This is a genomic window from Pseudomonas sp. DR48, from assembly GCF_019823085.1.
Classification (GTDB): Bacteria; Pseudomonadota; Gammaproteobacteria; order Pseudomonadales; family Pseudomonadaceae; genus Aquipseudomonas.
In genome coordinates this window covers 903498-921120 of record NZ_CP081946.1, presented here as the reverse complement: position 1 = coordinate 921120, position 17623 = coordinate 903498, and the positions used below count along the sequence as shown (strand labels likewise).

Here is a 17623-nt window from a genome sequence, read left to right as displayed (position 1 = left end):
ATGCTCCGCGTGGGAATGCATCCCGTGACGCTCCGCGTCACCCTTGCGCAAGACTCAAGCCTGGTGTCGACAGCGGAACGCAGAGCGTCCCCGGCGGCATTCCCACGCAGAGCGTGGGAACGATCAACAGCAACAGCAACAGCATCGCGAGCAGGCTCACTCCCACATAAAGCAGAGCAGGCCGGCGCAATGCTTTTGCTCCTCACCACTCATCAGGTCGAGCGTTAGCTCGCCTTCCGCTTTTGATCTTGATCTAGATCTGCCGCGTCGGAAGGCCGAACGCAGGTTCTGCGTAGTGGGCAACCCGGCATGGATGCCGGGTTAGCCGCCCCCGGCCATGGATGGCCGATGGCGGCGGGCCCACGGAGCAGGACCGGAGTGAGGGAATGCCGAGCCACAGCGAGGCACCGTACGTCAGGGGCGCTGGCGCTTGGTTACTTGGCGCTTTTCCAAGTAACCCGCCGTCAGGGCGGAACCAATAGCCGCCGTCACCAAAAAAACGGATATGTCCCCAACCCCAACCCCAACCCCATAACTTTCTTAAGTGAACCGCATTAGCCCTGAAAAGCGGGGCTTTCTGCTGGAACAGCGCCCGCGAATTCCTAAAACAAAAAAATCCCCGACAATTCATGGCCTTAGGCCCAAGGCAAAAACCCGCAACTTGCATGTAGAGAATTACCAAGTCATGCATTTTGCATGAATCCGAAAATCAAGTGATTTCCTAAGTTACTGATTTATATAGACTTATTGGCTGTCTCAAAGTTGGCACACCGTTCGCAACATACACAGCAACCCTGCTGAATAAGACACACAGCAGACTTTATAGAAAAACAGGAGTTACTCGTATGAAGAAGTTCGCTATCGCTGCCGCTGCTGCAACCGCGCTGACCCTGACCATGGCCAACGCAGCATTTGCACAAACCACTACCACCCAAGCCCCGATGACTCTGGCGGCGGGTGAAGTGACCAAGGCCAAGGAAGCTACTTCCGATACCTGGATCACCACCAAAGTCAAAAGCGACCTGGTAACCGAAAAAGGCATTCCTGGCACCGACATCAAAGTTGAAACCAACAAAGGTGTTGTATCGCTGTCCTCCACCGTTGCAGTGACTGACGCTCAAAAAGCTACCGCTGTAGCGATCACCAAGAAAATCAAAGGCGTCAAAGCGGTCTCCGCTGACGGCCTGAAAGCCGAGTAAGGCACGACTTCTCGCCTGAACCGGGAGAAGGCGCAGCAGGTGGGCTGAGTAATACGCCTGTTGCATCTGAAGAGTTCATGCGAAGGCCACAAGGATGTGGTCATTACAGGCCTCCGACATTCGTGTCGGGGGCCTGTTCTATTGTGGGCGCCGCAAAACAGTGTGGGAGCGGGCTTGCTCGCGATGGCGGTATGGCATTCAGTATTTATGTTGGCTGACACACCGCTTTCGCGAGCAAGCCCGCTCCCACATAGGGTTGTGGTGTCTTCAGTTTCCGCGTTTGCTGGTGATCTGTTTCAGCCGGTTGCCTTCAAACCGCAGGTATTGATACATCCCGCTGTTAGGGCCGTAGGTCCATTCCTCGACCTGAAACTCTTCGCGCCGGTTGGCGCTGCGCTTGTAGCCCAGCAAGTCGCGGGCAATGGGCTCACCGCACTTTTGCAGCACTTCGCTGGACCTGTCCCCCACGCTGACCAACTGACTGCCGCAGCGCAACGTGTCAGTCGCCCAGGCCTGGCTGGCCGCCAGTGCCAAGGTTACGCTCAGGCCCATCAGCAATCGTCTGATCATCATTCGGCATCCAGGTGCATAGGCGTCACTACACGACCATCACTTTGCGCCTCGCCAAGGTTGGCGTCGACGAAGTAGACACGGTCATCGGCCATCTGCGTCTTGTCGACCAGGAAGTCCTTGATGCTGCTGGCGCGTTCCTGACCGAGTTGTCGCAGCAGCACATCGTTGGTACTCCAGAACTTGATCACCTCGGCGCGCATTTTGGCGGTGCGTTCTTCCTTGCCCAGGTCCTTCCATTCGGCGGGCGGCTGGGTCTTCAGGCGTATGCGGTAGATCCCTTCCAGCAACGGGCCTTTCTCGCTGTCCGGCACTTCGACCAACGACGCCTGGGCCGGAACCTTGTCGCCGCGACGCTGGAGCATTTTGTAGTAGTTGTATTGGTATTCGCGCTCAAGCCGTTGCTCGGCAATCAGCGGACCGTCGCTGCTGGCAGCGGCAGTGCCTTCAATTTCCAGACGCAGGGCCGGACGTTCCTTCAAGGCTTGCGACAGTTTGACCAGTGCCGCTTCGGCCTCCTTGCTCAGATCGCTTGAACCTGGAGCGAACGACACACTGCCCAGATCTTCGGAACTGCCGCCACTGACAAGCCCGCCGATCATTTTGAACGGTGCGGCGGCGGCCTTGACGATCAGGTTGCGCAAGGTCTGCCAGACAATCGGCATGATGCTGAACTGCGGGTTGTTCAGGTCGCCGGTCACCGGCAGCTCAATGGAAATCTTGCCGTCGACATCCTTGAGCAAGGCAATTGCCAGTTTCAACGGCAGGCTGACGGCGTCCGGACTGTCGACTTTTTCACCCAGTTGCAGCTGCTCGACCACCACTTTGTTTTCGGCTTTGAGCTGGCCTTTGGTAATCATGTAATGCAGGTCGAGATTGAGCCGGCCCTTGCGGATGCGGTAACCGGCGAACTTGCCGGAGTAGGGCGTCAACGTGGTCAGTTCCACGCGTTTGAAACTGGTGGCGATGTCGAGGCTGGCCATCGGGTCGAACGGGTTGACCGAGCCCTTGATGGTCACGGGGGCATAGCGGTCGACCTTGCCATTGATATCGACACTGGCCGGTTTGGCCTGGCGGCTGTCGATGGTGCCGATCTGCCCGTTGAGTTGTTGCACGGCAGTGGCGAAGTTGGGGGTCAGGCTGAAGTCGGCGAAGTTTGCCGAACCGTCATTGATGGCCACGCCGCCGATATGGATACCCAGGGGTTTTTCCTGGCTAACGGGTTTGGCCACCGCCGCCTTGGCAACGCCTGAATCAGCCGGTTGCGGGATCAGCAGGTCATCGATGTTCGTCGTGCGGTCATCGTTGATCATGAAGCGCGCATACGGCTGGTACAGGTTGACCTTGTCGATCGACAGGCTATCGCCGTGCTGATAGTTCAGGCCTTCGAGCACCAGTTGCTGCCACTTGAGGAAATCGCGGGTTTTCAGGGTGTCGAGGGTATGCAGTTGATCGACCTGAGCGCGGCCGGTGACGTTGAACGCCAGCGGCTCGGTGCTCTTGAGGTCGACAGCCAGGTCACTGCCGAGCATGCCGCTGCGCAGTTCGAGGCGGATGAACGGGTTGATGTAGGACTGCGCGACCCGCAGATCGATGTCTTTGGTCTGCACCTTCAGCTTGGCGCTGACCGGCGCCAGATTGACCACGCCGTCGGCCGTGAGTTTGCCTTGCTTGCCCACGCCGGTGTCGAGCTTGAGGTTGAAAGGCGAGCCGTTAAGGCTGTCGAAATTTTGCAGGTCCAGGTTCAGCGGACCGACGTCCAATGCCACGGCAGGTTGTGCCTTGCGGTCGGCCAGATGCACCTGGTAATTGCGCAGTTGCACGTCTTTGAGCAGCACTTGCCACGGTTTGCCTGGCGCGGCGGGTGCCGCGGGTTCGGCTTTTGGCGAATCGGCTGCCGCCGGCGTTTTCTTCGGTTCTGCGTTGGCTTTCACCGCCGCTTTGGACGGTTGGCTGGCGAACAGTTTTTGCCAGTCAAGTTGGCCATCGGCATCGAGCGCGGCCCAGGTTTCCAGTTTATTGCTGCGGATCTTGCCGACCACCACTTGTTGCTTGGCCAGGTCGACGGTGGTGTCACTGATGTCCAGGCGCTCCAGTCTCGCCAGCGGCCGACCGTCCGGGGCCTTGATGGCGAAGGGCGCGACGCTGACGGCAACGTTGCTCAGTAGCAGTTGGGTTTCTTTGGACAGGTTGAGTTTGTAGTCGGTACTCAGGTTGAGGACGCCGTTTTCCAGCACCAGCGGCAAAGCGTCACGGACATAGGGCCAAAAGGATTTCATCTTGCCGTCGGTGATTTTCAGCTTACCTTCGGAGGTAATCGGGATCAGGCTGAAATTGCCGGTCCAGTCGAGCTGCCCACCTCCCGGGCCGTTGGCCACCAACGTCATGTTGGCACTGTCTTCGGGCAGGGTGCTGAGGTTCTTCAGTTCGAAGTCGAGCTTGTCGTAAAGAAATTCAATGGGTTCACTGGGGCGTGAATCCTGAAAATGCACATTGCCGCCTGCCAGTTTGATGCGCTCGATGCGCAGCGGAAACGGCTTGGCGTTCGGGTCTGCCGGGGTCGGTTCGCTGGCGGGTATTTTGAACAGGCCCAGCAGATTGAGTTTGCCATCCTTGCCAAAGAGGATTTCGGTCTTGGGCTTGTCTATTTCGATATCGGACAGGTGCAGCGCCTTGGTCCACAGGCTGTCGATCTGCAGATTGGCGTACAGGCGTTCGAAGCCGACCTGTTCCTTGCCCGGCTCACCGATGACCAGGCCCCAAAGGGTGACTTCCAGGCTGAAGGGGTTGAGTTCGATCCGCGAAATCGTGGCGGGCGTCGTGGCGTAGTGAGCCAGTTGCTGATTGGCAATGCGCAGCGCGATGCCCGGTAAAATCAGAAACCCCAGCAGGCTATAAAGGGCCAGAGCAGTCAACAAAGCGCCGATAGCGCGAATCAATCCTTTGGGCATGTGTGGCTTCGTCTGTCTGAATCGGAGTGCGTTGGAGTATGGCACGCGTTTCCGGTTCCGAAGCCATCCTGCTTTCCAGGATTAAGCTGATTTTTTGCTGATTCTCAGAATTGCAGGATCAGGGTTTTCAGCGGCGGTTGTTGATCCATCGACGGGAAATCGCCGCCGGGCTTCATCACTGTCCACTCACGTACGGGCCGGCCAGCCTTTTCCGCGCAGCGCAAAACCTGTTCGCGCCAATCGTCCATGCTGACCTTTGCCAGGTTGTTGCAGCAGATCAGCACGCCATTGTCGGCGGTCGTCAGCAGGGCGGGTTTGAGCAGGCTCTGATAGTCACGCAACAGGTCGACGGTGCCAAATGCACTCTTGGCCCAGGCAGGCGGGTCGAGCAGTACGAGGTCGTATTGACGCTGCTCAAGACGCAGGTAACTCGGCAGTTTCTGCCCGCGCCGTTGGCTGATGGGCAGCCCGGCCAGTTGGCGGATCGCCGGGAAGTAATCGGACTGGATGAATTCCATTGTCGGCAATTGCGGATTGAGCAGGCCGTTTTCACGACCGACCGCCAGGTTGCCCTCGGCGAAATCCAGATTGCACACTTCGCGAGCGCCACCGGCGGCAGCGCTCAAACCCACGCCGCAGGTATAGGCGAACAGGTTGAGCACGCTTTTGTTCTGGCTGTTTTGCTTGACCCAGCCGCGGGTGTTGCGCAGATCTAGGAACAGCAACGGATCCTGGCCGGCATGACGTCCGCGAACCCGGTAATTGAGCCCCCATTCGTGGCCGACCAGATCCTGCAGCGCGGCATCGTCGGCGCGGTAGACGGTGTCTTCGCGGTCGATGCGCGAGTTGCCCCGGGAGCGGTCGTTGTAGACCAACAGCGTTTCCAGGCCCAGGTGTTGATTAATCGCTTCGTGCAGCTGCAGCAGCGCGTCACGTTCCAGCGCCTGGTGAAAGCTTTGCACCAACAATTGCGGGCCGTAGCGATCAATGGTCAGGCCACCGGCACCTTCCTGGCTGCCGTGGAACAGGCGATAACAATCGGTGCCTTGCTGATGCAGCTCGGCAAGCAGGTCCTGGCGATGATCGAGGGCGGCGCGCAGCGCCTGATTCAAGGAAGACATGCTGGGCGCCTTGCAGGAGGGAATTTGGCGCGGGAGTTTAACAGTTACTGAACTGCAAGCCGCAAGCTTGAAGCTTGAAGCTTGAAGCTTGAAGCTTGAAGCTTGAAGCTTGAAGCTTGAAGCTTGAAGCTTGAAGCTTTAGCTGAGTAGCCCCATGCGCCGTTTGGCCCGCTGCACCGAACCATTTCGCATCGCCCAACGCAGCATCGGTGCACTGCGCTTGACGCTGGCCCGGATCAGTTGGCGTTGCAGCGGGTTCTGGCGCACGTCGAGCATGTCACTGGCCCAGTCTGGCAACAGGTCGATCCCGGCCTGCATCATCAAGCCGCCGAACGGTTTGGCCAAGCGACTGGGGGCGGGAGCGTTCAGCAGTAGTCGCAACACTTCGCGACTGCGTTCGTCGCACAGCAGTTGCGGGCGGATCCGTTCAAGGTAATCCGCGATTTCCTTGCGGTTGCGCGGCACATCGCGGGCGCCCAGGCGTTCGGCAATCATCGCGATTTCGCCGTAGTAACGATCTTGATCAAGCGGGGACAGGTGCGGATTGCGATACCGCAGATGCGCGGCCAGGAAGTTGCTGACCTCCGCCACGTGCACCCACGTCAGCAGGTCGGGATCGCTGGCAGCGTAGGGCCGGCCATCCGGCGCGGTGCCGACCACCTGCAAGTGAATGGTGCGGACCTTCTCGATCAGCCAGTCGGCGTCCTTGCGCGAACCGAACGTCGTTCCGGAGATGAACTGACTGGTGCGGCGCAGGCGACCGATCATGTCTTCGCGAAAATTCGAATGATCCCAAACCCCAGCCAATGCCAAGGGATGCAAGGCCTGGAGCATCAATGCACTGATGCCACCGATCAGCATGCTGCTGAAGTCGCCATGCACTTGCCAGCTCACCGAATCGGGACCGAACAGCCCGGGATCACCCTTGGGATTTTCCAGGTCGAGCTTGCCCAGGGACAGACCGGTCAGGCTCATGAGCTGGGTTTCGATGCGGCTGCGGATAAATTCCATGGCGACTCAGTTGTAGAAAGAAAACGCGGCCATTGCTGGCCGCGCGAGGCTTACTGGTTCAGACGCTTGTCGATCAGGCCTTGCACCACGCTTGGGTCAGCCAGCGTCGAGGTATCACCGAGGCTGTCCAGTTCGTTGCAGGCGATCTTGCGCAGAATGCGCCGCATGATCTTGCCTGAGCGGGTTTTCGGCAAGGCCGGCGCCCACTGGATCAAGTCCGGCTTGGCGAAGCTGCCGATTTCCTTGCTGACGTGAGCCAGCAGTTCTTTCTTCAGTTCGTCAGTAGGTTCGGTGCCGTTCATGGGGGTGACGAAGGCGTAGATGCCCTGGCCCTTGATGTCATGGGGGTAACCGACCACGGCGGCCTCGGCGATGCTGTCGTGAAGCACCAGCGCGCTTTCCACTTCCGCGGTGCCGATACGGTGCCCGGACACGTTGATCACGTCATCGATGCGCCCGGTGATCCAGTAATCGCCGTCCTCGTCGCGCCGAGCGCCGTCGCCGGTGAAGTAATAGCCGGGGTAGGGCTTGAAGTAAGTGTCGACCATCCGTTGTGGATCGCCGTAGACACTGCGGATCTGTGCCGGCCAACTGGACTTGATTGCCAACACGCCGCTGCCGGCGCCTTTGATTTCCTTGCCCGTCTCATCCAGCAACACCGGTTGCACGCCGAACATCGGTTGTGTGGCGCAGCCGGGTTTGATCCTTTGTGCGCTGACCAGCGGGCTGAGCATGATGCCGCCGGTTTCGGTCTGCCACCAGGTGTCGACGATCGGGCAACGTTGTTCGCCGACGGCATTGAAGTACCAATCCCAGGCTTCCGGGTTGATTGGCTCACCGACGCTGCCGAGTAATCTCAGGCTTGCGCGCGACGTTTCCTTCAACGGTTCCGGGCCTTCACGCATCAGCGAGCGCAGCGCAGTCGGGGCGGTGTAGAAGATGTTGACGTGATGTTTATCGATGACCTGCCAGAAGCGCGAACTGCTCGGGTAGCTTGGTACCCCTTCGAAGATCAGCGTGGTCGCGCCGTTGGCCAGCGGGCCGTAGACGATATAGCTGTGGCCGGTGACCCAGCCGACGTCGGCGGTGCACCAGAAGACTTCGTCGTCGCGGTAGTCGAGCACGTATTTGAAGGTCATCGCCGCTTGCAGCAGGTAGCCGCCGGTGGTGTGCAGCACGCCTTTGGGTTTGCCGGTGCTGCCGGAGGTGTAGAGGATGAACAGCGGGTCTTCGGCGTCCATCGGTTCCGGCGGGCAATCGTCGCTGACGTCGCGCAGCGCCTGGTGATACCAGAGGTCACGGCCCTCGACCCAGTCCACCTCGCCTTGGGTGCGCTCAACGACAATGACCGTGCTGACGTTCGGGCAGCTTTTCAGCGCCTCGTCGACCTTTTGCTTGAGCGGCACGAATTTACCGCCACGCACGCCTTCATCGGCGGTGATCACTGTGCAGCAATCGGCATCGAGAATGCGGTCGCGTACAGAGTCAGAAGAGAAGCCACCGAATATTACCGAATGCACCGCGCCAATCCGCGTGCAGGCGAGCATGGCGTAGGCGGCTTCGGGAATCATCGGCATGTAGATGCACACGCGGTCGCCTTTTTTCACGCCACGGCTTTTGAGCACGTTGGCCAGGCGGCAGACGTTGTGATGGAGTTTTGTGTAGGTGATCTGCGCCGATTCAGCGGGGTCGTCGCCTTCCCAGAGAATGGCGGTCTGGTCGCCGCGTTTTTCCAGATGGCGGTCGATGCAGTTGTAACTGACATTCAACTTGCCCCCGGCAAACCAGCTGGCCTCGCCGGTTTTCAGGTTGTAACGCTGGACGGTGTCCCAGGGTTTGCTCCAGTCGAGAAACCTTGTGGCCTGTTCAGCCCAGAACTCGGTGGGGTGTTCGATGGATTGGCGGTAGAGGCGCTTATAGTCGTCTTGACTCAAGTGCGCAGCCTTGCGGACGGCATCGGCTTTGGGGAACGTGCTGATATCGAACATGACGGTTCCTTATTCTTGTTGCGACAAGTAATAAAGATGCGCCGAGTAGCGGAAGGGTTCAAGCCGAACGCCTTGGGAATGGGTAAACCAAAACAACTGTGGGAGTGAGCCTGCTCGCGATAGCGGTGGATCAGTCAACATCGATGTTGAATGACAAACCGTTATCGCGAGCAGGCTCACTCCCACAGTATTGGTGTTGCCCACAGAATGTATGCCTGGCACAAACCCTGTGGGCGGGGCGTCAGATCAACCGCGGTGACGACCGCGGAAGTAGTTGATCAGGCCTTGGGTGGATGCATCGTCAGCCGGGGTTTCTTCGCTGCCGACCAGGCGGTTGTAGACGCCTTTGCCCAGTTCCTTGCCCAGCTCCACGCCCCACTGGTCGAAGGCGTTGATGCCCCACACCACGCTTTGCACGAAGACTTTGTGTTCGTACATCGCCACCAGTGCGCCGAGACGACGCGGGCTGATGCGCTCGACCACCAGGGTATTGCTCGGACGGTTGCCCGGAATCACCTTGTGTGGTGCAAGTTTATGCACGTCTTCTTCACTCATGCCTTTGTCGCGCAGCTCGTTTTCAGCTTCGGCAAGGGTCTTGCCGAGCATCAATGCCTGGCTTTGCGACAGGCAGTTGGCGTACAGCCATTGGTGGTGGTCGGACACCGGGTTGAAGCTGACGATCGGCACAATGAAGTCAGCCGGGATCAGTTGGGTGCCCTGGTGCAGCAACTGGTGGTAAGCGTGTTGACCGTTGCAACCCACGCCGCCCCAGATGACCGGGCCGGTGTCGGTGGACACTGGTGTGCCATCCTGACGGACGCTCTTGCCGTTGGATTCCATGTCCAGCTGTTGCAAGTGCTTGGTGATGTTACGCAGGTAGTGGTCGTACGGCAGGATCGCGTGGCTTTGCGCGCCCCAGAAGTTGCCGTACCAGACGCCGAGCAACGCCAGCAGCACCGGCATGTTCTGTTCGAATGGCGCGCTCTGGAAATGCTGGTCCATGGTGTAGGCACCGGACAGCAGTTCCTTGAAGTTCGACATGCCGATGGCCAGGGCGATCGGCAAACCGATGGCCGACCACAGCGAATAACGACCGCCGACCCAGTCCCACATCGGGAAGATGTTTTCTTCGCGGATGCCGAAGGCCACAGCGGCGGCATTGTTGCTCGACACGGCGATGAAGTGGCGATATAGCTCGGCTTCCGAACCGCCCTGGGCCAGGTACCATGCGCGTGCAGCCTGGGCATTCTTCAGGGTTTCGAGGGTGTTGAAGGATTTCGACGAGACGATGAACAGCGTGGTCTCGGCGCGCAGCTTCATGGTCAGTTCGTGGAATTCACTGCCGTCGATGTTCGCCAGGTAATGGCAACGCACGCCTTTCTGGGCGTAGGACAACAACGCTTCGGACACCAGCTCTGGACCGAGGAACGAGCCACCGATACCGATGTTCACCACGTCGGTGATCGGCTTCTCGGTGTAACCGCGCCACAGACCATCATGGATACGGCCCACAAGATCGGTGATCTGGTTGAGTACTTTGTGCACTTCAGGCATCACGTTGACGCCGTTCACCGACAACTTGTCGCCAACCGGGCGGCGCAGAGCGGTGTGCAGGGCCGGGCGGCCTTCGGATGAGTTGACGATTTCGCCGTCGAACAGCGACTTGATCGCGCCCTTGAGGTCGACTTCGTTGGCCAGGCCCACCAGCAGATTGCGGGTCTCGGCGTTGATCAGGTTCTTGGAGTAATCGAGAAACAGGCCGCAGCTGCTGAGGGTGAATTGAGTAAAGCGCTGCGGGTCGGCATTAAAGGCTTCGCGCATGCTGAAATCCTGCATGGCTTGGCGGTGGTCTTTCAACGCTTGCCAGGCGGGCAGAGCGGTCACGTCATGAGGAGTGCGGTAGTACGCCATCGCTGCGGGTTTCCTTTTTACTTGAACGGCTTTTTGAACACGAAAAATCCCGGAACGCTGCGGGCGGGCGCTCCAGTCAACTGCGTCGAGACGATTTCATGGCGCAGGGCGAATACAGTAAACCCCGCGCAGTGATCTGTCTTGCCTTTGTCTGACCCGTTTTCGGTACTTTTTTAACACCGAGGTCATGCACCAGCCGACAAACGGGCAAGAGAGAGGGCGTCGGTTCGATCAGGCGACCTGAACCGGGATAGCGTTGCTGGTGTGGCTCAGTTCGTTGCCCGGCGCCATGTAGAGCATCCGCGGCTTGAAGTTGAGCAGTTCGGCGTCGCTGTAATGAGCGTAGGCGCAGATGATCACACGATCACCGACCTTGGCCTTGTGCGCGGCAGCACCGTTGACGGAAATCATGCGCGAGCCTGCTTCGCCACGAATCGCGTAAGTGGTGAAGCGTTCGCCATTGTCGACGTTATAAATCTGGATCTGTTCGTATTCACGGATACCTGACAAGTCCAACCACTCACCGTCGATGGCGCAGGAGCCTTCGTAATCGAGGACAGCGTGGGTGACTTCGGCGCGATGCAGCTTGGCTTTGAGCATGATGGCGTGCATGAGTGTTTCCCCAGGTCGGAATCGAACGGCGGGCAGTTTGCCCGAAGGCTTGAGGGGCGGCAATACGGTGTGTGGCCACTGCTTAACCCTTGTGGGAGCGAGCTTGCTCGCGATTGCGGTGGATCAGCCAACATCGATGTTGAATGACGATCCGCTATCGCGAGCAAGCTCGCTCCCACAGGGTTTGGTGGTGTTTATGCGAGCGCGTCGAGGTTCAGGTGCAGGTTGTCGATCAACCGCGTGGTCCCCAGGAACGCTGCGACCAGAATCACCAGGTCGCGATCCTGAGCGGTGGCCGGACGCAGGGTCAGGGCATGGCGAATTTCCAGGTAATCAGGACGCAATCCTGCCGCTTCAAGCTGCTTGATCTGCGCGTCGATCAATGCCGGGAAATCGCGCTCACCCTGTTTGATCGACTCTGCGATCTGACACAAACCGCGATACACCACCGGTGCCACAGCGCGCTGTTCTTCGCTGAGGAAACCATTGCGCGACGACAGCGCCAGGCCATCGGCCGCACGCACGGTCGGTTCGCCAATGATCTGGATCGGCATGTTCAAGTCGTGCACCAGCGCGCGAATGACCGCCAGTTGCTGGAAGTCTTTCTGGCCGAAAATCGCCAGATCCGGCTGGACCATGTTGAACAGCTTGCTGACCACCGTCGCCACACCTTCGAAATGCCCGGGACGGCTGGCGCCACACAGGCCTTCGGAGAGTTGCGGCACGCTGACGCGGGTCTGGCCGGTCATGCCATCCGGGTACATTTCTTCAACGGATGGCGCGAACAGCAAATGGCAACCGGCCTGGAGCAGTTTTTCCTGGTCGGCGGCAAGGGTCCGCGGGTACTTGTCGAGGTCTTCGCCAGCGCCGAATTGCAGCGGGTTGACGAAAATGCTCGCGACCACGAAATCCGCCCGTTGGGAGGCTTTGGTGATGAGCGCCACATGGCCGCTGTGCAGGTTGCCCATGGTTGGCACGAAGCCGATGCGCTTGCCTTCATTGCGGGCGCGGGCCACGGCGGCCCGCAGTTCGCGTACGGTTTTGACGGTGTTCATGCAGAGAATCCGTGTTCGATCCCAGGGAAAGTCGCTTCTTTGACTTCAGTGACGTAGGCGCTCAGTGCCGCGTGGATACTGGCTTGGCCATTCATGAAGTTCTTGACGAATTTTGGCACACGACCAGTGATGGACAGGCCCAGCATGTCGTGCAGCACCAATACCTGGCCGTCGGTGCCACTGCCGGCGCCGATGCCGATCACCGGGATCTTCACGGCCTGGGTGATTTCTTCGGCCAATTCGCTCGGCACACATTCGAGCAGCAACATCGCCGCGCCAGCCTGCTCAAGGGAAATCGCATCGGCGCGCATCTGCCGCGCCTGGTTCTCGTTGCGGCCCTGGACTTTGTAGCCGCCCAGAATGTTCACCGATTGCGGTGTCAGGCCCATGTGTGCGCAAACCGGGATGCCGCGTTCGGCGAGCAGGCGGATCGAATCGGCGAGCCACAAGGCCCCTTCAACCTTGACCATGTGCGCACCGGCCTGCATCAACAGCGCGCTGTTGGTCATGGCTTGTTCGGTGGTGGCGTAAGCCATGAAGGGCAGGTCGGCGAGAATCAGCGCATCAGTGTTGCCGCGTTTGACGGCCGCCACGTGGTAAGCCATTTCAGCGGTGGTCACGGGCAGGGTGCTGTCATGACCTTGCAAAACCATGCCGAGGGAGTCGCCCACCAGCAGCACTTCGACGCCAGCCTCATTACAGGCGTGGGCGAAGGTTGCGTCATAGCAGGTCAGCATGGTGATTTTTTCACCTTTTTGCTTGAGACCTTGCAGCGTGGTCAGGGTGATGGCTGGCATGAAAAGTTCCTCATTCAGGCGCTGTGGAAACTACTGCGAGTAACGCGCGTGATTCTTCGTTAAATACAGGCGCACGGTCTGTTGTCGTGCTTTTAAGGCCTGGATTGCGCCCTTTAACGCCGTGTTGGCGGCAGCGGGACGCCTATAGTCGTGAGGAGAACTCTGGAAGTCAATTGGATGTGTTACCGCGTTGTTACGAGGCGGGTGTTACCGCTGTAACTGATGCGTTTCAGCAACTGCAATCTCGCGTTCGACACAAAAACCAGTGTGGGAGCGGGCTTGCTCGCGAATGCGGTGTGTCATTCAGCATCAATGTTTACTGTCACACCGCATTCGCGAGCAAGCCCGCTCCCACAGGGATTTTTGTCAATTTTGAGGGAGGCGTTCCAGACCGACGAACGGGCAGGCAGCGAGCAAGTCGCTCAGCGTGCGGCCATCGGCGAGGCGCAAATCTGCGGGCGCAAGCTCGGCCAGCGGATACAGCACGAACGCTCGTTCCTGCAAATGGTAGTGCGGCACCTTGAGGCGCGGTTCATCGATCAGCCGATCGCCAAACAGCACGATGTCGAGATCCAGCGTGCGCGGCCCCCAGCGTTCAAGGCGCTCGCGGCCCTGTTCGTTCTCGATGGCTTGCAGTGCATCGAGCAGGTCCAGCGGCGCGAGGGTGCTGTGCAGCGCCGCAACCGCGTTGGTGTAACGCGGTTGGCCGGGCAGCAGCGAGTCGCTTTGATAAAACGCGGATACCCCGACCAGTTCGGTCTGGGGCAAATGCGCGAGCGCGTTGACGGCGCTGCGCAACTGTTCAGCGGGGTCAGCCAGATTGCTGCCCATGCCGATGTAGATGCGTTCCATGGATTACTCGCCCGTGGCACTCGGTGCGCCGGCTGTGCGTTTGCGCTTGGCGCCACCGCTGCGACGACGTTTGCGTGGAGCGCCGGTGCCTTCATCCTTGCCGCTGAGGTCGCGAATCATTTCGCGACGTTCGCTGTCGTTGGCGTCCTGATAGTCCGTCCACCATTCGCCCAGGCCATCGGTTTGCTCGCCAGCGCTTTCGCGCAGCAGCAGGAAGTCGTAGCCGGCACGGAACCGCGGGTTGTCCAGCAGCAGGTCGGCACGTTTGCCGCTGCGCCGTGGCAGGCGCTCCTGCATGTCCCAGATCTCGCGGATCGGCATGGTGAAGCGTTTTGGAATCGCGATTCGCTGACACTGTTCGGCAATCAGCTCGTGCGCCGCTTCCTGCATCGCCGGAATCGGCGGCATGCCGCGTTCTTGCAGGCGCAATACGCGTGCCGGCAGGGCAGGCCACAGCAGGGCCGCAAACAGGAACGCCGGGGTGACCGGTTTGTTCTGCTTGATCCGCAGGTCCGTGTTGATCAGCGCTTCGCTGATCAGGGTATGGGTGTAGGTCGGGTTGTATTCGAGCGCTTCGGCACTGGCCGGGAACAGCGGATCGAACAGCTGCAAGTCGACGAGCATCTCGAAGGTGTCTGCGGCATGGCCGGAGAGGAACAGCTTGAGCACTTCTTCGAACAGGCGGGCCGAGGGAATCTCGCGCAGCATCGGCGCCAGCTCACGAATCGGCAGGGCGCTGTGTTTTTCGATACCGAAATTCAGCTTGGCGGCGAACCGTACGGCCCGCAGCATCCGCACCGGGTCTTCCTGATAGCGCTGCTTGGGGTCGCCGATCAAACGGATCAGGTGATTGCGGATGTCGTGTACGCCGTTGGCGTAGTCGAGAATGCGCTCACTGACCGGATCGTAGTACAGGGCGTTGATGGTGAAGTCGCGGCGTTGCGCGTCTTCTTCCAGCGTGCCGTAGACGTTATCGCGCAAGATGCGCCCGCTTTCGTTACGGGAAGACTGGTTGCTGTCTTCTTCCTCGTCATTTTGCGGGTGATTGGCGCGGAAGGTCGCGACTTCAATGATTTCGCGACCAAAGTGAATATGCACGAGTTTGAAACGGCGACCGATGATCCGCGCGTTGCGGAATTCGGCACGCACCTGTTCAGGCGTGGCGCTGGTGGCGACGTCAAAATCTTTAGGCGTGATGCCGAGCAGCATGTCACGCACACAGCCGCCGACCAGGTAGGCTTGGTAACCGGCGTTCTGCAGGCGTTCGACGATATTCACCGCATAACGGCTGAATTGGGCCTTTTGCAGCGAGTGTTGGCCGCTGTTGAGGACTTCAGGCGTGGTGCGAATGTGTTGCGTATGACGCTTGGGAGAACGGAATGACTGGAACAACTTCTTCAGCATGGGATGCACTGTTTGAAGGAATGTTCGGCCATAACGAAGAATGACCGCATGATGGGCGGGGATTCTAGCATTTAGTCGGGGGATGGTGTAGGAAGCTGCGCAAGCGTGTGCAGGGGATGTCGCGTACGGGGCCAAACGCCAGAAACCACAAGGGGAGCCGAAGCTCCCCAAGAAGTAGTTGCATGCTCTATTTTTATTATTGGTTTCGGGCTTTTTGTTTTTGTTAAGTGCCCTCGCCATGAAGTTTTCCTTCATGACCCTCCCAATCGGGAGCCAAGAGCAAACGGATTGCTTTGGTCGCTGTGCTGCAGTGATCTCGCGATCCAACCAGTTCAGGCACTGTCTTAGGACAGTTTTTTATTATTCTCGGCCTGGTCGTGGGGCAAGCCCCAAATACAACGCCTCTCCAAAAGAATCAGTTAGCTGCGCCTCTCGCCGTCTTGTTTTTATTGTGCGTGAGTCGATTCGTCTTATTTTTATTGTCTTGTGCATTGCTTGTTATTGTTCTTGTACCAAACATATAGCAGGGGGCGTGCCAACTTTTGCGAGGGCCAGTAAAACAAGGGGTTAGGCCGGCTGGCGGGCTTTTTCAAGGCCCAAAAAAACCGGGGCTTCGTTACCGTAAGCCCCGGCTTCTGTTACGCGCAATTGGTGGGGTAACAGTTTCTTCGCAAAGTCACGTGTTACCCGCACATCAGACAGCTGTGGTTCAGCTCTCGCTGGCGACCCCTGTCTTGCGCCGCGGGATACCCAGGCGCTGACGGCGTTCCCACAGACACTTGCGACTGACCCCGAGTTTGCGGGCCAGCTCGGTTTCGGTCATGTGGTCCTGATGCTCGAGGACGAAGTGCTGGAAGTAGTCTTCCAGTGACAGGTCTTCGGTCGGCTCATGGCTGTTGTTGCTGGCATTGTTGCCCTGTTGCGGCGCCAGGCCCATGAAGTCGTCGTCTTCCAGATCGCTCAGCTCGATATCGATGCCCAGCAGCTCGGCGGAAATTTCCGGGCTTTCACACAGGATGACGGCACGCTCGACCGCATTTTCCAGCTCGCGAACGTTGCCCGGCCAGGTGTAATGACGAATCGCTTGTTCAGCATCCGGGGCAAACTTCAGATCGGTGCGGTTGACCCGTGCGCTCTGTCTGGCCAGGAAGGCGTTGGCGATTTCGTTGACGTCGGCACCGCGCTCGCGCAGGGCCGGCAATTTCAGGGCGATCACGTGGAGGCGGTAGTACAAGTCCTCACGGAACTGGCCGATTTTCGCCAGGCTCTTGAGGTCCCGGTGAGTTGCCGCGATCAGGCGCACATCGACCTTCTGCGACTGGACCGAGCCGACCCGGCGAATCTCGCCTTCCTGCAACACGCGCAACAGGCGGGCCTGGGCTTCCAGCGGCAGTTCGCCGATTTCATCGAGGAACAGGGTGCCGCCATCCGCAGCTTCGACCAAGCCGGCACGCCCGGCGCTGGCACCGGTGAATGCACCTTTTTCGTGGCCGAACAGTTCGGACTCGATCAGGCTTTCCGGGATGGCTGCGCAGTTCACCGAAATCATCGGTGCCTTGGCGCGCTTGGACAGGTTGTGCAGCGCGCGCGCCACCAGTTCTTTACCGGTGCCGGATTCGCCCTGGATCAGGACATTGGAATCGGTCGGCGCGACTTTGCGAATTTTGCTGTACAGGTCTTGCATCGGCGGGCATGAGCCGATGATGCCGATTTCGCCGTTGCTGTTATCGACACCCGGTTTCGCCGCGCCATTTCCGGCTTTGCCGGTGGCAGGTTCAACGCTGGCTTGCACCGATTGACGGTCGCGCAGGATCCGGGCGACGGCCTGGAGCATTTCGTCGTGATCGAAAGGCTTGGCGATGTAATCCACCGCGCCCATCTTCATCGAGTCAACAGCCGAACGCAGACTGGCGTAACTGGTCATGATCAGCACCGGAGTGCCCTGGCCAAGTTTGATCAACTCGGTGCCCGGGGCGCCAGGCAGGCGCAGGTCACTGACGATCAGGTCGAACGTGGGAATGGTGAAGCGTTCTTGTGCTTCCTGCACTGAACCGGCTTCGCTGACCTGGTACTGGTTACGTTCCAGCAGGCGGCGCAAGGCGGAGCGGATAATTGTTTCGTCTTCGACGATCAAAATGTGCGGCATTGATTC

At 59.2% G+C, this 17623-nt stretch carries 14 protein-coding genes; 1 reads left to right on the top strand and 13 read right to left on the bottom strand.

The genetic code is table 11. The features are described from left to right. Window positions 1-37: 37 nt before the first annotated feature. On the bottom strand, window positions 38-190 hold the full coding sequence (locus tag K5K95_RS04185; protein ID WP_222588483.1) for a hypothetical protein: 153 nt from the start codon (window positions 188-190) through the stop codon (window positions 38-40). Window positions 191-845: 655 nt separating this feature from the next. Between K5K95_RS04185 and K5K95_RS04180 the strand changes: the two genes are divergently transcribed. Beyond that, window positions 846-1199, top strand: a complete 354-nt coding sequence (locus tag K5K95_RS04180) for a BON domain-containing protein (protein ID WP_090179867.1) — start codon at window positions 846-848, stop codon at window positions 1197-1199. A 267-nt stretch (window positions 1200-1466) separates the two neighbouring features. Here K5K95_RS04180 and K5K95_RS04175 read toward each other — a convergent pair whose 3' ends face one another. The 12 genes from K5K95_RS04175 to K5K95_RS04120 form a co-directional block, all read right to left on the bottom strand. Next, on the bottom strand, window positions 1467-1769 hold the full coding sequence (locus tag K5K95_RS04175) for a DUF2845 domain-containing protein (RefSeq protein ID WP_409999719.1): 303 nt from the start codon (window positions 1767-1769) through the stop codon (window positions 1467-1469). After that, the gene (locus tag K5K95_RS04170; protein WP_222588482.1) at window positions 1769-4720 is read right to left on the bottom strand and encodes a DUF748 domain-containing protein; all 2952 of its coding nucleotides are present in this window, start codon (window positions 4718-4720) and stop codon (window positions 1769-1771) included. The genes K5K95_RS04175 and K5K95_RS04170 overlap by 1 nt, the downstream gene beginning before the upstream one ends. A gap of 104 nt (window positions 4721-4824) precedes the next feature. Beyond that, the gene (locus K5K95_RS04165) at window positions 4825-5841 is read right to left on the bottom strand and encodes a class I SAM-dependent rRNA methyltransferase (RefSeq protein ID WP_222588481.1); all 1017 of its coding nucleotides are present in this window, start codon (window positions 5839-5841) and stop codon (window positions 4825-4827) included. Between the two features lie 138 nt (window positions 5842-5979). Continuing rightward, complete coding sequence (locus tag K5K95_RS04160; RefSeq protein WP_222588480.1) at window positions 5980-6852, bottom strand: oxygenase MpaB family protein; 873 nt, start codon at window positions 6850-6852, stop codon at window positions 5980-5982. A gap of 50 nt (window positions 6853-6902) precedes the next feature. After that, window positions 6903-8840, bottom strand: coding sequence for an acetate--CoA ligase (gene acs / locus K5K95_RS04155; RefSeq protein WP_222588479.1), 1938 nt, complete (start codon window positions 8838-8840; stop codon window positions 6903-6905). Window positions 8841-9086: 246 nt separating this feature from the next. Then, window positions 9087-10751 (bottom strand): glucose-6-phosphate isomerase, encoded by a 1665-nt coding sequence (pgi, locus tag K5K95_RS04150; protein ID WP_222588478.1) that lies wholly within the window; start codon window positions 10749-10751, stop codon window positions 9087-9089. A 231-nt stretch (window positions 10752-10982) separates the two neighbouring features. Then, on the bottom strand, window positions 10983-11363 hold the full coding sequence (panD, locus tag K5K95_RS04145) for an aspartate 1-decarboxylase (protein WP_222588477.1): 381 nt from the start codon (window positions 11361-11363) through the stop codon (window positions 10983-10985). A 194-nt stretch (window positions 11364-11557) separates the two neighbouring features. Next, window positions 11558-12418, bottom strand: coding sequence for a pantoate--beta-alanine ligase (gene panC, locus K5K95_RS04140; protein ID WP_222588476.1), 861 nt, complete (start codon window positions 12416-12418; stop codon window positions 11558-11560). Then, on the bottom strand, window positions 12415-13215 hold the full coding sequence (gene panB / locus K5K95_RS04135; RefSeq protein WP_208671416.1) for a 3-methyl-2-oxobutanoate hydroxymethyltransferase: 801 nt from the start codon (window positions 13213-13215) through the stop codon (window positions 12415-12417). The genes panC and panB overlap by 4 nt, the downstream gene beginning before the upstream one ends. Window positions 13216-13581: 366 nt before the next feature. Further along, window positions 13582-14067 (bottom strand): 2-amino-4-hydroxy-6-hydroxymethyldihydropteridine diphosphokinase, encoded by a 486-nt coding sequence (gene folK, locus K5K95_RS04130; protein WP_222588475.1) that lies wholly within the window; start codon window positions 14065-14067, stop codon window positions 13582-13584. A gap of 3 nt (window positions 14068-14070) precedes the next feature. After that, window positions 14071-15471 carry a polynucleotide adenylyltransferase PcnB gene (locus K5K95_RS04125; protein WP_222588474.1) on the bottom strand — a complete coding sequence of 467 codons (1401 nt, stop codon included), beginning with the start codon at window positions 15469-15471 and terminating at the stop codon, window positions 14071-14073. Between the two features lie 709 nt (window positions 15472-16180). Further along, complete coding sequence (locus K5K95_RS04120) at window positions 16181-17617, bottom strand: sigma-54-dependent transcriptional regulator (protein WP_222588473.1); 1437 nt, start codon at window positions 17615-17617, stop codon at window positions 16181-16183. Window positions 17618-17623 lie beyond the last annotated feature (6 nt).

Bases quoted from the DNA above. Each gene is read 5' to 3' on its own strand.
- panC (WP_222588476.1), bottom strand. From the start codon at position 12,418: ATGAACACCGTCAAAACCGTACGCGAACTGCGGGCCGCCGTGGCCCGC.
- K5K95_RS04160 (WP_222588480.1), bottom strand. From the start codon at position 6,852: ATGGAATTTATCCGCAGCCGCATCGAAACCCAGCTCATGAGCCTGACC.
- panB (WP_208671416.1), bottom strand. From the start codon at position 13,215: ATGCCAGCCATCACCCTGACCACGCTGCAAGGTCTCAAGCAAAAAGGT.
- K5K95_RS04120 (WP_222588473.1), bottom strand. From the start codon at position 17,617: ATGCCGCACATTTTGATCGTCGAAGACGAAACAATTATCCGCTCCGCC.
- acs (WP_222588479.1), bottom strand. From the start codon at position 8,840: ATGTTCGATATCAGCACGTTCCCCAAAGCCGATGCCGTCCGCAAGGCT.
- K5K95_RS04165 (WP_222588481.1), bottom strand. From the start codon at position 5,841: ATGTCTTCCTTGAATCAGGCGCTGCGCGCCGCCCTCGATCATCGCCAG.
- pgi (WP_222588478.1), bottom strand. From the start codon at position 10,751: ATGGCGTACTACCGCACTCCTCATGACGTGACCGCTCTGCCCGCCTGG.
- panD (WP_222588477.1), bottom strand. From the start codon at position 11,363: ATGCACGCCATCATGCTCAAAGCCAAGCTGCATCGCGCCGAAGTCACC.
- K5K95_RS04170 (WP_222588482.1), bottom strand. From the start codon at position 4,720: ATGCCCAAAGGATTGATTCGCGCTATCGGCGCTTTGTTGACTGCTCTG.
- K5K95_RS04125 (WP_222588474.1), bottom strand. From the start codon at position 15,471: ATGCTGAAGAAGTTGTTCCAGTCATTCCGTTCTCCCAAGCGTCATACG.
- folK (WP_222588475.1), bottom strand. From the start codon at position 14,067: ATGGAACGCATCTACATCGGCATGGGCAGCAATCTGGCTGACCCCGCT.
- K5K95_RS04175 (WP_409999719.1), bottom strand. From the start codon at position 1,769: ATGATCAGACGATTGCTGATGGGCCTGAGCGTAACCTTGGCACTGGCG.
- K5K95_RS04180 (WP_090179867.1), top strand. From the start codon at position 846: ATGAAGAAGTTCGCTATCGCTGCCGCTGCTGCAACCGCGCTGACCCTG.